12 protein-coding genes and 1 tRNA gene are annotated in these 14390 nt (G+C 72.3%); 4 read left to right on the top strand and 9 right to left on the bottom strand.

Annotation, left to right across the window (positions count from 1 at the left end; genetic code table 11):
- Positions 1–136: 136 nt before the first annotated feature.
- Positions 137–2947 carry a transglycosylase domain-containing protein gene (locus K7G59_RS08480; protein WP_225831784.1) on the top strand — a complete coding sequence of 937 codons (2811 nt, stop codon included), beginning with the start codon at positions 137–139 and terminating at the stop codon, positions 2945–2947.
- Between the two features lie 139 nt (positions 2948–3086).
- Here the strand turns inward: K7G59_RS08480 and K7G59_RS08485 are convergent, their stop codons facing one another.
- Together K7G59_RS08485 and K7G59_RS08490 are read right to left on the bottom strand one after the other, a co-directional pair.
- On the bottom strand, positions 3087–3446 hold the full coding sequence (locus K7G59_RS08485; RefSeq protein WP_225831786.1) for a co-chaperone GroES: 360 nt from the start codon (positions 3444–3446) through the stop codon (positions 3087–3089).
- A gap of 63 nt (positions 3447–3509) precedes the next feature.
- The gene (locus K7G59_RS08490) at positions 3510–3839 is read right to left on the bottom strand and encodes a DUF3618 domain-containing protein (protein WP_225831787.1); all 330 of its coding nucleotides are present in this window, start codon (positions 3837–3839) and stop codon (positions 3510–3512) included.
- 117 nt (positions 3840–3956) lie between these two features.
- Between K7G59_RS08490 and bcp the strand changes: the two genes are divergently transcribed.
- Positions 3957–4424, top strand: a complete 468-nt coding sequence (gene bcp, locus K7G59_RS08495) for a thioredoxin-dependent thiol peroxidase (RefSeq protein ID WP_225831789.1) — start codon at positions 3957–3959, stop codon at positions 4422–4424.
- A 19-nt stretch (positions 4425–4443) separates the two neighbouring features.
- Here bcp and K7G59_RS08500 read toward each other — a convergent pair whose 3' ends face one another.
- The 5 genes from K7G59_RS08500 to K7G59_RS08520 form a co-directional block, all read right to left on the bottom strand.
- A complete protein-coding gene (locus K7G59_RS08500) occupies positions 4444–4959 on the bottom strand; it encodes a hypothetical protein (RefSeq protein ID WP_225831791.1) in 516 nt (171 codons plus the stop codon).
- Positions 4956–6515, bottom strand: a complete 1560-nt coding sequence (locus K7G59_RS08505) for a cell wall metabolism sensor histidine kinase WalK (protein ID WP_225831792.1) — start codon at positions 6513–6515, stop codon at positions 4956–4958. Before K7G59_RS08505 ends, K7G59_RS08500 begins: the two co-directional genes overlap by 4 nt.
- Positions 6512–7192 carry a response regulator transcription factor gene (locus K7G59_RS08510; protein WP_225831794.1) on the bottom strand — a complete coding sequence of 227 codons (681 nt, stop codon included), beginning with the start codon at positions 7190–7192 and terminating at the stop codon, positions 6512–6514. The genes K7G59_RS08505 and K7G59_RS08510 overlap by 4 nt, the downstream gene beginning before the upstream one ends.
- A gap of 107 nt (positions 7193–7299) precedes the next feature.
- Positions 7300–9078, bottom strand: coding sequence for a murein biosynthesis integral membrane protein MurJ (gene murJ / locus K7G59_RS08515; protein WP_225831797.1), 1779 nt, complete (start codon positions 9076–9078; stop codon positions 7300–7302).
- Positions 9075–10259 carry a peptidoglycan bridge formation glycyltransferase FemA/FemB family protein gene (locus tag K7G59_RS08520; protein ID WP_225831799.1) on the bottom strand — a complete coding sequence of 395 codons (1185 nt, stop codon included), beginning with the start codon at positions 10257–10259 and terminating at the stop codon, positions 9075–9077. Before K7G59_RS08520 ends, murJ begins: the two co-directional genes overlap by 4 nt.
- 249 nt (positions 10260–10508) lie before the next feature.
- On the opposite strand from K7G59_RS08520, the gene K7G59_RS08525 reads away from it, so the two are divergent.
- Complete coding sequence (locus K7G59_RS08525) at positions 10509–11702, top strand: Ig-like domain-containing protein (RefSeq protein WP_225831801.1); 1194 nt, start codon at positions 10509–10511, stop codon at positions 11700–11702.
- Between the two features lie 516 nt (positions 11703–12218).
- Positions 12219–12301: transfer RNA gene (locus K7G59_RS08530), tRNA-Leu, on the top strand.
- A 40-nt stretch (positions 12302–12341) separates the two neighbouring features.
- Here the strand turns inward: K7G59_RS08530 and rdgB are convergent.
- Positions 12342–12944 (bottom strand): RdgB/HAM1 family non-canonical purine NTP pyrophosphatase, encoded by a 603-nt coding sequence (rdgB, locus tag K7G59_RS08535; RefSeq protein ID WP_225831803.1) that lies wholly within the window; start codon positions 12942–12944, stop codon positions 12342–12344.
- Positions 12945–13033: 89 nt separating this feature from the next.
- Complete coding sequence (locus K7G59_RS08540) at positions 13034–14347, bottom strand: DUF445 domain-containing protein (protein WP_225831805.1); 1314 nt, start codon at positions 14345–14347, stop codon at positions 13034–13036.
- Between the last annotated feature and the right edge of the window lie 43 nt (positions 14348–14390).

The following is a 14390-nucleotide window of genomic DNA, read 5'->3' on the forward strand; positions in this document are numbered from 1 at the left end:
CAGGTCCGCGGGCTCCCCGGCTGCCGGGGGGTCTGGTGCCGCCCGGCAGACCCCTGGTTCCGCCGGCGCCGCCTCCGGCGGCCGTACGGGTGCCGAGCAGACCCAGTCGGCGGAGAGCACCCAGGTCCTCCGGCGCGTGAAGGTGTCCGGGACCACCTCCGGTAAGGGCGACTCCGCTGGTCAAGGCGCCGGTGAGCCCGGTCCGTCCGAGAGCACGCAGGTCCTCCGTCGTGTCACCGCCCCCCGCACGCCCGAGCCCGGTCAGCCCGGGCAGCCCGGCGGCGAGGGCGCGGCCTCCGGGGCCTCCCCCTCCACCGGAGCGAACCCCGCTGCCCGAACCCCCCGCGTCCCCCGCCCGAACCCCGCCGCCCAGGCCGCCCGTGCCGCAGGCGTGGCCGGCGCCGCCGCTCAGGGGGCCGGGGCCGGTGCGCAGGCCGGGCAGGCAGCCCAGGCAGCCGCTGTCGGCGCAGCGGCCGGCGCAGCTGTCGGTGTCGGTGGCAAGGCTGCCCGTACGGCCGTACCCGGTGCCGCCGCCCCGGCGGCCTCCGCCTCCGACACCCCCGAGCAGCAGGCCACCGCGTCCGCCTCCGACGGCGGCAACGGCGGCGGTGCCGGTGGCGGCGGCAAGGGCAAGAAGCCCAAGCGGCCCAAGCGCACCGGATGGCGGCGGCTCCTGCCCACCTGGCGCATGGTGCTCGGCACCTTCTTCGTCGGTGTGCTCCTGGTCATCGGCCTGTTCTTCCTCGGCTACTCCCTCGTGAAGATCCCGCCGGCCAACGCGCTCGCCACCAAGCAGAGCAACGTCTACCTCTACGCCGACGGCTCCCAGCTGGCCCACGACGGCGAGATCAACCGTGAGAACGTCACCCTCGCCCAGATCTCCAAGGACGCCCAGCACGCCGTACTGGCCGCCGAGGACCGCGACTTCTACTCCGAGTCCGCCGTCGACCCCAAGGCCATGATCCGCGCCGCCTGGAACACCGCCACCGGCAAGGGCACCCAGTCCGGCTCCACCATCACCCAGCAGTACGTGAAGAACTACTACCTGGCCCAGGAGCAGACCCTCACCCGCAAGGCCAAGGAGTTCTTCATCTCGATCAAGCTGGACCGCGAGAAGTCCAAGGACGAGATCCTGGAGGGCTACCTCAACACCAGCTACTTCGGCCGCAACGCCTACGGCATCCAGGCCGCCGCCCAGGCCTACTACAGCATGGACGCCACCGACCTGGACCCGGCCCGCGCCGCCTACCTCGCCGCCCTCGTCAACGCGCCCAGCGAGTACGACGTCGTCGCCCACCCCGAGAACAAGAAGGCGGCCATCGCCCGCTGGAACTACGTCCTCGACGGCATGGTCAAGAAGGGCTGGCTCAGCAAGGGCGAGCGCACCGGCATGAAGTTCCCGATGCCGAAGGAACAGACGGCCTCCGCCGACCTGTCCGGCCAGCGCGGCTACCTCGTGGAGGCGGTCAAGCACTACCTGATCACCAACAAGATCGTCGACGCCGACGAACTCGCGGCCGGCGGCTACCGCATCACCACCACCATCCAGAAGAACAAGCAGGACGCCTTCGTCAAGGCCGTCAACGACCAGCTGATCTCCAAGCTCGACAAGAAGAACCGCAAGGCCGACACCTACGTCCGCGCCGGCGGCGCCTCCGTCGACCCCAGGACCGGCAAGGTCGTCGCCATGTATGGCGGCATCGACTACGTGAAGCAGTACACCAACGGCGCCACCCGCGGTGACTTCCAGGTCGGTTCGACCTTCAAGCCGTTCGTGTTCACCTCCGCGGTGCAGAACGGCTCGACCACCCAGGACGGCCGCCCCATCACCCCGAACACCTACTACGACGGCACCAACCAGCGCCCCGTGGAGGGCTGGCCCGGCGGCAGCTACGCCCCCGAGAACGAGGACCAGAAGTCCTACGGCCAGATCACCGTCCGCAAGGCCACCGACCTGTCGGTGAACTCCGTCTACGCGCAGATGGCCGCCGACGTCGGCCCGTCCAAGGTCAAGCAGACCGCGATCGGCCTCGGCATCCCCTCCGACACCCCGGACCTCTACCCGTCCCCGTCCATGGCCCTCGGCACCGCCAACGCCAGCGTCCTGGACATGGCCGAGTCGTACGCGACCCTCGCCAACCACGGCAAGCACGGCACGTACACCATGGTCACGAGGATCACCAAGGACAGCACCCAGGAGATCGAGCTGCCCCAGCAGGAGGTCAAGCAGGCCGTCAGCCGCGAGGCCGCCGACACCACCACCTCGGTCCTGCAGAGCGTCGTCGACAGCGGCACCGCCATCGCCGCACAGGCCGCCGGCCGCCCCGCAGCCGGCAAGACCGGTACCGCGGAGAAGGACCAGGCCGCCTGGTTCGCCGGCTACACCCCCGACCTGGCCACCGTCGTCGCCGTCATGGGCCAGGACCCGGTGACCGCCCAGCACATGTCCCTGTACGGCGCCCTCGGCCAGCCCCGCATGAACGGCGGTGGCCCGCCCACCCAGATCTGGGCCCAGTACACGCGTGACGCGCTGCAGGGCAAGCCGGCCGCCGACTTCGACCTCCAGCTCCAGCAGGGCGCCGACCAGGTCGCACCGCCCACCGCCGCGCCCTCGGCCGAGCCCGGCACCGGCGGCCAGGACAACGGCGGCACCACCACCGACGGCGGCCAGGCGGCCGGCGGTCCGACCGGCACCCCGACCGACGGCACCACCGGCACCACCGGCACCCCGACCGACGGCAGCACCACCACGACGGGCGGTACGACCACGGGTGGTACGACCACCGACGGCAGTACCACCACGGGCGGTACGACGACCGGCGGCACGACCACCGGCGGCAGTACCACCACCACGGGCGGCACCACCACAGGCGGTACGACCAGCGGCGGCACCGGAGGCGGCGCGGGCGGCACCGGGGGCCCGACGACGGGCGGCGGAGGACTGTAGGACCACCGCCGGTCACTGCCGGTCGCCGTCAGCTCCCACCACGGCGACCGGCAGCAGACACCCGGGTGGACAAGACACAACAAAAGGGCTGGTGACAACCGTCACCAGCCCTTCCCGTCCCTGAACCTGGGGAGAGCTGTCAGAGGTACAGGCCGGTGGAGTCCTCCGACCCCTCGAACCGGTCCGCGGCCACGGCGTGCAGATCGCGTTCCCGCATCAGCACGTACGCCACGCCCCGCACTTCCACCTCGGCCCGGTCCTCCGGGTCGTACAGGACCCGGTCCCCGGGCTCCACCGTCCGGACGTTCTGCCCGACCGCGACAACGTCGGCCCAGGCCAGCCGCCGCCCGACGGCCGCCGTGGCCGGAATCAGGATCCCGCCCCCCGAGCGGCGCTCGCCCTCCCCGGTGTCCTGCTTGACCAGAACCCGGTCGTGCAGCATCCGAATGGGCAGCTTGTCGTGATGGGGGGTGCTGTGCTCGTTTCTGTTGGCGCTCACGCCTCGAACCTACCTGCCTCGGCCACGCGGGTGTCCGCCCGGGTCACCGCTTTCCTCGGACTTTCATCCCTTGCGCCGCCGCGACCGGCGGGCGAGCAGCCCCACGATCCCGACGACGACCAGCGCTGCCGGCACGACCCGCTCCATCCGCGGCGCGCCCTCCTCGTCCACGAACTGCGCCCGCACGTCACTGACCAGGCGGTTCACCTGGACGTAAGTCCGCCCGACCGTGTGATCGATGTTCGCCACGACCTTGGCCTTCGCGTCCCCGACGATCGTCCTGGGGTGGACCCGCATCCCGATCTCGTCGAGCGTGTGGGCCAGCACTTCACGGCGACGCCTGATGTCCGCCTCGATCTGCGCCGGGGTTCTGGTGTCCGACGTGTCCGCCACCGTAAGGCCTCCGAAGTCAGCTGGTGCCTGTTGCTGCCGCTTGTTCTGGACAGTCTGTCAGCTCCCGGCGGCACCGCACGGCAAGGCCCCCCGGTTGTGCTGGTCTACGCTGGTCCGATGAGCGAGCGACTCCAGCCCGGGGACGTTGCCCCCGCCTTCACCCTCCCCGACGCCGACGGCAACGAGGTGTCCTTGTCGGACTACAAGGGCCGCAAAGTCATCGTCTATTTCTACCCGGCGGCCCTGACCCCCGGCTGCACCAAGCAGGCCTGCGACTTCACGGACAACCTGCAGCTGCTGGCCTCGGCCGGCTACGACGTCATCGGCGTCTCCCCCGACAAGCCGGAGAAGCTGGCCAAGTTCCGCGAGAAGGAGTCCCTCAAGGTCACCCTCCTCGCCGACCCCGACAAGCAGGTCCTCGAGTCGTACGGCGCCTTCGGCGAGAAGAAGCTCTACGGCAAGACGGTCGTCGGCGTCATCCGCTCCACGGTCGTCGTCGACGAGGAGGGCAAGGTCGAACGCGCCCTGTACAACGTCAAGGCCACCGGCCACGTAGCCAAGATCATCAAGGATCTGGGGATCTGAGCCGCAGGGAGGCCCGGAGCTAACAGCGGGCGGCGGGGAGCGGGCCGTCGGTGCCCCGGACGGTCACCTCCGCGATGCCGTCCCCGCCCTCCGTGTGTGCCATCGTGCACACCAGCTGCCGTACCGCCGCCGTTGTGAGAGAGCGGACCGCGAAGGGGACGGTCGCGAGCACCTCGCCTCCGGATGCCTTGCTGATCATCAGGGCACCTCCCTCCGGGCGGGGCAGCCCCGTGTGGAGGCCGGCCGCGCGCTCGGCCGATGTCGGGCCGGCGAGGAGCGCGGCGAGGACCTTCGCGCCGGGCACCGGATCGCTCAGGTCATCGGTGCGGACCGGCCGGGCCACCGGCATCAGGCGGTCCTGTGAGGAGAGGAAGAAGAGCAGCATTCGCTGCGGGGGGAACGGGACGACGGCGACGGTGGCGGGTCCGCCGGCCTGGACGACGCCCGTGCCGCGCACGCCGCAGCCGGTCAGGAGAACGGTTGCCGAGGCGCAGGCCGCGAGGGCCCGGGCCGCCCGGGAGAGGGTACGTCTCACGCCGTCGCCTCCGCGCGCCGCAGCGGTATCTCCACCGTGAGGACGGCTCCGCCTCCGGGGGCGTTCGCCGCCCGGACGGTGCCGCCGTGCAGGTGCACGTTCTCCAGGGTGATGGCGAGGCCGAGCCCGCTGCCCTCCGAACGGCCGCGGGCCGCGTCGGCCTTGTAGAAGCGCTCGAAGATGTGCGGCAGCACGTCCGCGGGAATGCCGGGGCCGCTGTCCACGACCTCGACGACGATCCGGGCCGCACCCCCGGGGGGCACGGGGGCGGCCGAGGATGCCGGGGCCGCTGCGGGGGCCGTGTCCGCCGGGGACCCCGGGTCGACCGGCGACGCCGGGACGGGCGGGGGCGTCGAGGCGTGCGGGGTCACGCGCAGGCTCACCCGGACGGGTGGGGCGCCGTGGCGGAGGGCGTTGGCCACCAGGTTGGCGACGATGACGTCGAAGCGGCGGGGGTCGAGGCGGGCCCGGACGCCGTCGGGCAGGTCGGCGGCGACCTGTGCCGGGTCGGTCCAGTGGCGGGCCGCCAGGGTCTTGCGGATGGCCTGGGCGACGTCGACCTCGTCGGTGTTCAGCTCGACAGCCCTGGCGTCGAAGCGGGAGATCTCCATCAGGTCCTCGACCAGGACGGCCAGTTTCCCGGTCTCCGCGCTGATCAGCCGGACGGCGGCGGCGGTGTCGGGGGTGAGGCCGGCGGCGTCCTCGTCCAGGACCTCGGTGACGGCCAGCATCCCGGCGAGCGGGGTGCGCAGCTCATGGGAGACGTCGGAGGCGAAGCGCCGGGCGCGGGCCTCGGCCTCCCTCAGCTCGCCGACGGTCCGCTCCAGTTCGACGGCGGACTCGTTGAACGTACGGGCCAGGTCGGCGAGTTCGTCGCTGCCCTTCACCCGTATCCGGGTCTCCAGGTGACCACTGCCCATGTTCCGGGCGGCCCGGCGCAGGTCCCGTACCGGGCGCAGCACGCTCCGGGAGGCCAGCAGTGCGGGGACGAGGGCGAGCGCGAGCCCCGGCAGGGCCCCGTCGCGGGCCGCGGTCACCATGGCCCGCACGCCTGCCTCCTCGTCGGTCAGCGGCATCACGGCGTACACCACCAGCCCCGTGGGGTGCTCGGCGGCCCCGGCCTGGAACACGGTCGGTACGGCGACGGTCAGCCACGGCCGGCCGTGCTCCTCGACCCGCTGGAAGCCGCCGCCGGGATGGGTGAGCGCGGCGCGGCGCAGGGCCGGGGTGATGACGGTCGACACCGGCCGGGTGCCGGAGGAGACCCGGAGCGGGCCGTACTCGGCGAACACCACCCAGGGGTGCGGCTTGCCCTGGCGGGCGATCTCCTGCAGCTGCCGGCGCAGGCTGGACCGCTGGACGGGCAGGTCGACGATCAGGTCCTGGGCGCGGTCGCGGAAGGTGGAGACCGCGGTGTCCTGCGCCTGCCGGAGGATCGCGGTACGGGCCTCGCGGTAGGTGAGGAGAGCGGTGGTCCCGGCGCTGACGACGGCGACCAGCAAAAAGGCCAGCACCAGCCGGGCGCGCAGCCCGATGCGGGCCTTCCAGCGGCTCACAGCGGCCCGAAACGGTAGCCGAAGCCCCGCAGGGTCTGGATGTAGCGGGGGCTGCCCGGCATGTCCTCGATCTTGTGCCGCAGTCGCCGTACACAGGCGTCGACCAGGCGGGCGTCGCCGTGGTAGCTGTGCTCCCAGACCTGTTCGAGCAGTTGCTGGCGGCTGAAGACCTGCTCGGGCGCGGCCGACAGGTACAGCAGCAGCTTCAGCTCGGAGGGGGCGAGGGCCACGCGCTGCCCGGCCTTGGCGACGTTCAGCGCGACCCGGTCGATGGCGAGGTCGCCGTGGAACTCGACGACGGCCCGGCCGCCCGGCTCCTCGATGCGGCGCAGTACGGCCCTGATGCGTGCCTCGATGACCTCCGTGCGGGCGGGTTTGACGATGTAGTCGTCGGCCCCCGCCTCCAGCCCGACCACGACGTCGAAATCGTCACCGCGCGCGGTGAGCATGATGATGGGCAGCTGGCCGGCCTCGCGCACCTGGCGGCAGACCTGGACCCCGTTCATGCCGGGCAGCATGAGGTCGAGGAGCAGCAGATCCGGGCGGAACTCGCCGATGGCGGCGAGCCCGGCCTCCCCGGTGGAGGCGGTGCGTACGTCGTGTCCGCGGCGGCGCAGGCCGAGTTCGATGCCCGCGCGGACGGAGGCGTCGTCTTCGATGAGCAGGACACGGGGCATGCGCTGAGTATTCCATTCAGTTGCGGGCCAACTCGGTCAAATGACGAACAAGATCGTTCAGTTGCGGTCGGTTGTCGGGCCACTTGCTTTGCGGGCGGTTGTCGGGGTCACTTACGAAGGCGGCGCAGCGCCCGGAGCACCGCGCCGAGCCCGGCCTCCACCTCGGTCAGCCGCAACGGGCGGGCCGCCACGGCGAAGGCCGCCAGGACCGCCGCCGTACCCGCCCCCGCCGCCGCGAGCGGGCCGAGGAACGCCAGGCGTGCGGCGACGAGGTGCCCGCTCAGCACGGCCAGGGCCGCGGCCGGCAACAACCGGGCCTGCGCGGCGGCGGTCGGCGAGCGCCACACCGCCCTCCGTCCCCGCCTCCGCTTCCGCCTCCGTCCCTGCTTCCGCCTCCGTCCCCGCCCCGGCCCCGGATCCGGACCCGAGAGCCTGCGGTCGAGGACGTACGCGGTGACCGCCCACCCCGCGCAGAGCGCCACCGAGTACGCCCCGGCCATCCCGGTCACCGCCCAGCGCGCCGGCAGCAGCAGGCAGGCCACCGCGGACAGACCCGCGTTGAGCCCGGCGATGACCAGGTTCAGCAGGAACGGCGTCCGGGTGTCGGACAGGGCGTAGAAGGCGCGGGAGAGGACGTACTGCCCGGAGAAGGCGATCAGCCCCGGCGCGAACGCCGTCAACGCTCCCGCCATGACCGCGATGTCGTCCGGGCCCGTCCTGCCGTACTGGAAGACGACCGCCATGATGGGCCCGGCGACCGCGCCGAGCACGCACGCGGCCGGTACCACGGCGGCGGCGGTGGTGCGCAGGGCGTACGCGACGTCCCGCCGCACGCCGGCCGTGTCGCCGTCGGCCGCCGCCCGGCTCATACGGGGCAGCAGCGCGGTCACCAGCGAGACGGTCACGATGCCATGCGGTACGGCCCACAGCAGATAGGCGTTGCCGTACGCGCTGAAACCCGCCCCGCCGCCGATCCCCTCGGCCGCCGCACGCTGCCCCGCCCACGTGGCGAGCCGGGTCACCACCCAGTAGGCGATCTGGTTGCTGAGCACGAGCAGCACCAGCCAGCCCGCCGAGCGCAGCGGCCGGGACAGCCCGCTGCCCCGCCAGTCGAACCGGGGCCGCCAGCGGAAGCGAGCCGCACGCAGGGACGGCAGCAGCGCCAGCGTCTGGGCGACGATCCCGGCGGTGGTGCCCCAGCCGAGCAGTGCGGTCTCGCCCGGCGTGAGGGTCCGGCCGGTCGCGGCCGTCGCCAGGTACAGGCCGAAGACGGCGATCACGACCACGTTGTTGAGAACCGGCGCCCACATCATGGCGCCGAACCGGCTGCGGGCACCCAGCACCTGCCCGAGCAGGGTGAACAGCCCGAGGAAGAAGATCTGCGGCAGGCAGGCCCGGGCGAAGGCGACCGTCGTCCCCGCCTGCGCACCGCCGTAGCCGGTGTACGCCGCCACGATCGCCGGCGCGGCGAGCACCGCGCCGGCCGTGATCAGCAACAGGGCCACCGTGCAGACGGTCAGCAGCCGGTCGGTGTACGCGGCCCCGCCGTCCTCGTGCTCCTTGGCGGCCCGGACCAGTTCGGGAACGAAGACGGCGTTGAGGGCACCGCCGAGCAGCAGGGTGTAGACGATGTTGGGAACGGTGTTGCCGACCGCGTACCCGTCGGCGACCGCACCGACGCCGAGCGCGGCGGCGACGACGGCGGAGCGTACGAAGCCGGTGGCGCGGGAGACGAGGGAGCCGACGGCCATCAGGGCACCGCTGCGCAGGACGGGGCTCGCGGTCTCGGCAGCGGCAGCGGCAGCGGCAGCGGCAGTGGCAGTGGCAGCAGTACCGTTCACCGGCCGGCCGGGTGCATCGCTCGTCGGCGGGCGTACCTCGCTCATCGGCGGGCCAGGTACATCTGGAAGGCCCGGTACAGCGTCTGGTTGGCGGTGCCGCCGAGCGGACGTTCCCACTCGCCCAGGGTCTCGACGACCCGGCCGCCGGTGCCGAGCTTCCATCGCAGCAGGCCGTACGAGCGGTCCTGCGGATCGAGCGTCGCGGGCACGCCCCGCATGTCGTAGACCTCCGCGCCCAGGGCCTGGGCGTCGAGCATCATCCGCCACTGCAAGGCGTGCGAGGGGTGGACCTCGCGCCGGTGGTCGGCCGAGGCGCCGGTCTGGTACCAGACCCGGCGCCCCACCGTGATCATGGTGTGGGCGGCCAGGATCTCCCCCTGGTGACATGCGAGGTAGAGCCGCATCCGGCCCGGCTCCTCGGCGTTGAGGGCCGCGTACTGGCGCTGGTAGTAGGCCAGTGAGCGCCCGAGACGGAATCCGTCCCGCTCCTCCGTGATCCGCAACAGCCGGTGGAACTCCGGGAGTTCCGCATCCCCGCCCACGGTCACGGTCACGCCCGCCTTCGCCGCCCGGCGTATGCTGCGCCGCCACCCCTGGTTGAGTCCGCCCCACAGGTCCTCGCTGCTGCGCCCGGCGAGGGGCACGTGGAAGACGTAGCGGGGCTGGGCGTCGCCGTCGCCCTCGTCCCCGCCGCAGCGCTGCCAGCCGCGGGCCCGCAACCGTTCGGCCACGGCGGCACCCAGCGGATCGACCTCCCGTGCGAGAACGTCGGTCACCCGCCGCCCGGGCCCGACGCCCGCCTTGAGGCCGGAGGCGTCCCAGTGGCGGTAGGCGGGCGAGGGCCCGATACGCACGGCGAAGGCACCCGCGGAACGCAGGTGGCGCATCAGCGGCTCGAGCCAGCCGTCGAGATCCGGGTCGGCCCAGTCGGCGACGGGCCCTTCGGGCAGATAGGCGAAGTACCTGCGCGTGCCGGGAAACTGACGCAGCAGCACCAGCGCCACACCGGTCAGCCCGCCCGCGCCTGTCCCGAACCCAGGCCCCCAGCCCAGCAGTTGCGCCTGCCAGCCCTCCTTCACCTCGGCCCAGGAAGGGCATTGCAGAAAGCCGGGGGCCAGGGCGGAGCCGGGGCGTGAGGCCAGAAAGGCCCGGTACTCCTCGGCGGTGACGGGCCCCAGCCGGGTTTCCCGCCGGCCACAGCCTGCCGTCGCGAGCAGCGCTGACACTGCGCCTCCTCGGGTGCGGTCGTCAAGTGATGAGTCGATGACAGGAGATTCACAGGCGCCGATGACCGACCCGCGCGCCGAATGTGACCGGACGACGACCATTGCCCCGCAACAGCCGTCACACACCAGGAACAACCGCAGAACCGCACGTCTCGCGGCCTAGAGTCCTGGCATCCCGGCATCCCGGCACCCCCGCTTCCCCACGTCTTCCCGACGTCTCTTCGACGTCCGCTTCCACGGAGGTATCCGTTGAGCCAGATACGCGTCGGCGCCCTCACCACGGCCGTGACCGCCGCCCTGCTCACCACCGCCCTCTCCGCCTGCTCGGCCGGAGGCTCCGCCACCACGGACGCGAAGGGCGGCGGGCGGCCGGGCGGCCGGGCGGCGACGATCACCGTGACACCCCACGGCACGCGGGCGAGGGCCGGCGCCCCGGTCGAGGTGGCCGCCCACGGCGGCACCCTCACCTCCGTCACCGTCACCGGCGCCCACGGCGACCGGCTCCCGGGCAGGCTGGCGAGCGACGGCCGGACCTGGACCTCCGACCGCAACGCCCGGCCCGGCACCGCCTACACGGTCCTCGCCGCCACCCGCACGGCCGACGGCACCAAGAGCCAGGCCCGCACCTCCTTCACGACCGAGGCCGCCACCCTGGTCAACAAGGTGGACTGGCGGCCGGGCAACGGCACCACGGTCGGCGTGGCCCAGCCGATCTCCCTGGTCTTCGACCACCCGGTGCGCGACAAGGCGGCCGTGGAGAAACAGCTCAAGGTCACCACCTCGAACGACACCCAGGGCTCCTGGGGCTGGATGAAGGACCGGTCCGGCAGGGACCGGGTGGACTGGCGGCCCAAGGAGTACTGGCAGCCGGGAACCACGGTGACGCTGGACGCCCGGCTCAACGGCACCGACTCGGGCCCGAGCGGCGGCTGGTTCGTCCGCGACTACCACGTCCGCTTCACCATCGGTGCGCGCCAGGTGTTCAAGGTGGACCTCGACCACTACCACCTCACCCTGTGGCGCGACGGAAAGGCGGAGCGCACCCTCCCGGTCTCCGGCGGCACACCCGGCCCGGACACGGGCTCCTGGCGCGGCACGGAGGTGGTGATGGCCAAGGAGGGCACCATCCGGATGAACTCCGAGACCGTGGGCCTGGGCAACGCCTACAACGCGATGGTCGACTCCGCGGTACGGCTGACCTGGTCGGGCACCTACGCGCACGCCGCGCCCTGGAACGCCGCGTACTTCGGCCGGGCCAACAAGAGCCACGGCTGCATCGGCATGAGCAACGCCGACGCCAAGTGGTTCTACGACCACGCGCAGATCGGCGACCCCGTCGAGGTCAAAGGCGCTCAGACCAAGGGCAGGGTGGCCCTGAACAACGGTTTCGGCGACTGGAACGTCGACTGGGAGCAGTGGCGCACGCTGAGCGCGCTGGACTAGGGGGTGTTGACGCCCCCGGGGCAGGCGGGCCCGGTCCGTATGCGGTGAGTTGCGTGTCGCAGTCGCCGAGTCGTACTCCATCGCCGAGGCGCTCCGCCGCCTTGAGCGCCCGGACGACAGCACGCAGCGTGCTCTGCCGCGTCAATGGATCGCCGAAGACGGCCTCACGACCGCGTACTTCCTGGGGCAGCCTCACCAAACGAGGGAAGTCACGCTCGATGCCGGTCAAGAAGCCGGACGAGATCCTCGTTCTGCGCGACGACGATCAACGGACACGGACTCCGCTCCTGCGACGAGCTCTCCGTGGAATCGGCAGACCTGATGCGTGCGCCGAGTGCGGGACTGCCCCCGGGTGGCTCGGCAGACCGATGACGCTGGAGGCCGGTCACACCAACGAAAACCGGACGGGACAACCGGCGCGAGAATCTCCGGCTGCTCTGCCCCAACTGCCTCGCGATCGCCAGTACGTGGTGCAGGGTGGGCGTCGCGCACATGCCCGGTAACATGGGCGGGCACGCGGCCGTTGCTGAATGGTATAAGCAGAGGTTTTAGGTGCCTCGGGGCATTTGCCCATGTGGGTTCGACTCCCATCGGCCGCACCTGCGAGGGGCCGTCCCGACGGACGGCCCCTCCTGTGCGTCAGCCCAGCAACTCCCGAACCACCGGCACCAGCGCCCGGAACGCCTTCCCCCGGTGGCTGATCGCGTTCTTCTCCTCCGGGCTCAGCTCGGCGCACGTCCGCGTCTCGCCCTCCGGCTGGAGGATCGGGTCGTAGCCGAACCCGTTCGTGCCGGAGGGGGCGTGCCGCAGGACGCCCCGCAGCCGGCCCTCGACCACCCGCTCCGTCCCGTCCGGCAGGGCCAGCGCCGCCGCGCACGCGAAGTGCGCCCCCCGGTGTTCCTCGGCGATGTCGGCCAGCTGGGCCAGGAGCAGCTCCAGGTTGGCCTTGTCGTCGCCGTGCCTGCCGGCCCAGCGGGCGGAGAAGATGCCGGGGGCGCCGTTCAGCACGTCGACGCACAGCCCGGAGTCGTCCGCGACCGCCGGGAGCCCCGTGGCCTTGGCGAGCGCGTGGGCCTTGAGCAAGGCGTTCTCGGCGAAGGTGACGCCGGTTTCCTTGACGTCGGGGACGTCCGGGTAGGCGTCGGCACCGACCAGTTCGTGGGAGAGGCCGGCATCGGCGAGGATCGCCCTCAGCTCGGTGATCTTTCCGGCGTTGCGGGTGGCGAGGATCAAGCGGGTCATGCGACCCAGTATTCCTGGCCCCTCCGACCAGGGACGGGCCCGCCCCGCCCCCCCGGGGCGCGCCCGCGTCAGGCCCCTGGCGCTCCTCCTCATGCCCCCAGCGTCCGCGAGATCACGTAGATCAGCAGACCCGCCAGCGAACCCACCACCGTGCCGTTGATCCGGATGAACTGCAGGTCGCGGCCGATGTGTGCCTCGATCTTGCGGGTGGTGTGCTCCGCGTCCCAGCCGGCGACCGTGTCGGTGATCAGCGAGGTGATCTCCTTGCGGTAGGTGGTGACGACGTGCACCGCCGCGCCCTCCACCCACGTGTCGACCTTCTCCTGCACCTTCGGCTCGCGCGCCATCCGCTCGCCGAGGGACAGCAGCGCGGCCCGTACCCGCAGCCGCAGCTGGCTGCGCTCGTCCTCCGCCGCCGCCACGATCATCGAGCGTACGGCGCTCCACGCGGAGGCGATCAGGTCCTGGACCTCGCCCCGGCCGAGCACGTCGCCCTTGAGCCGTTCCACGCGCGCGCGTGTCTCCGTGTCGGACTGGAGGTCGGCGGCGAAGTCGTTGAGGAACCGGTCCAGGGCGCCGCGGGCCGGGTGCGAGGGCATGTCGCGCATCTCGGCGCAGAAGCGCAGCAGCTCCTTGTAGACGCGTTCGCCGACCTTCTTGTCCACGAAGCGAGGGGTCCAGCCGGGGGCGCCGCCCTGGACGGCGTCCATCACGCTCTCGCGGTGCAGCACGAGCCAGTCGTGGGCGCGGGAGACGATCAGGTCGACGGCCCGTCTGTGACCGCCGTCGGCGACGACCTTCTCCAGCATCTTGCCGATGCCGGGTGCGATCTCCTGCGCGTTGGCGCGCCGCGTGATCGCCTCGCCGACCACGGCCTGGACGTCGGAGTCGCGCAGCACGGCGAGCGCGCCCCGCAGGGCGGTCGCCAGCTCGGCCGTCACCCGCTCCGCGTGTTCCGGCAGGGCCAGCCAGGCCCCGAGGCGGCTGCCGATGCCGACGGCGTGCAGCCGCTGCCGTACGACGTCCTGGGAGAGGAAGTTCTCGCCGACGAACTCACCGAGGGAGATCCCCAGCTGGTCCTTCTTCGTCGGGATGATCGCGGTGTGCGGGATGGGCAGGCCGAGCGGGTGGCGGAAGAGGGCCGTGACGGCGAACCAGTCGGCCAGCGCGCCGACCATTCCGGCCTCGGAGGCCGCCGCCACGTAGCCGGCCCATGACCCCGCCCCCGCCTGCTCGGCCCACTTGGCCAGGACGTACACCACCGCCACGAACAGCAGCAGCCCGGTCGCTGTCAGCTTCATGCGCCGCACCCCGCGCCGCCGCTCCTCGTCGGCCGGGGTGAAGGCGGTCATGGTCCGGTACGACGCGACCCGCGCCGGTGTCCCGGTCTCGGTAGGTTCCATCAGCTCCACAGCTCCACAGCTCCACACCCCCACCGTTCGGCGT

This window comes from Streptomyces sp. NK08204 (assembly GCF_020400585.1).
In the GTDB taxonomy this organism is placed as follows: domain Bacteria; phylum Actinomycetota; class Actinomycetes; order Streptomycetales; family Streptomycetaceae; genus Streptomyces.

Excerpts from the sequence above, each read along its gene's own strand:
- bcp (WP_225831789.1), top strand. The coding sequence starts at position 3,957 with ATGAGCGAGCGACTCCAGCCCGGGGACGTTGCCCCCGCCTTCACCCTC.
- K7G59_RS08510 (WP_225831794.1), bottom strand. The coding sequence starts at position 7,192 with ATGCCCCGTGTCCTGCTCATCGAAGACGACGCCTCCGTCCGCGCGGGC.
- murJ (WP_225831797.1), bottom strand. The coding sequence starts at position 9,078 with ATGAGCGAGGTACGCCCGCCGACGAGCGATGCACCCGGCCGGCCGGTG.
- rdgB (WP_225831803.1), bottom strand. The coding sequence starts at position 12,944 with ATGACCCGCTTGATCCTCGCCACCCGCAACGCCGGAAAGATCACCGAG.
- K7G59_RS08540 (WP_225831805.1), bottom strand. The coding sequence starts at position 14,347 with ATGGAACCTACCGAGACCGGGACACCGGCGCGGGTCGCGTCGTACCGG.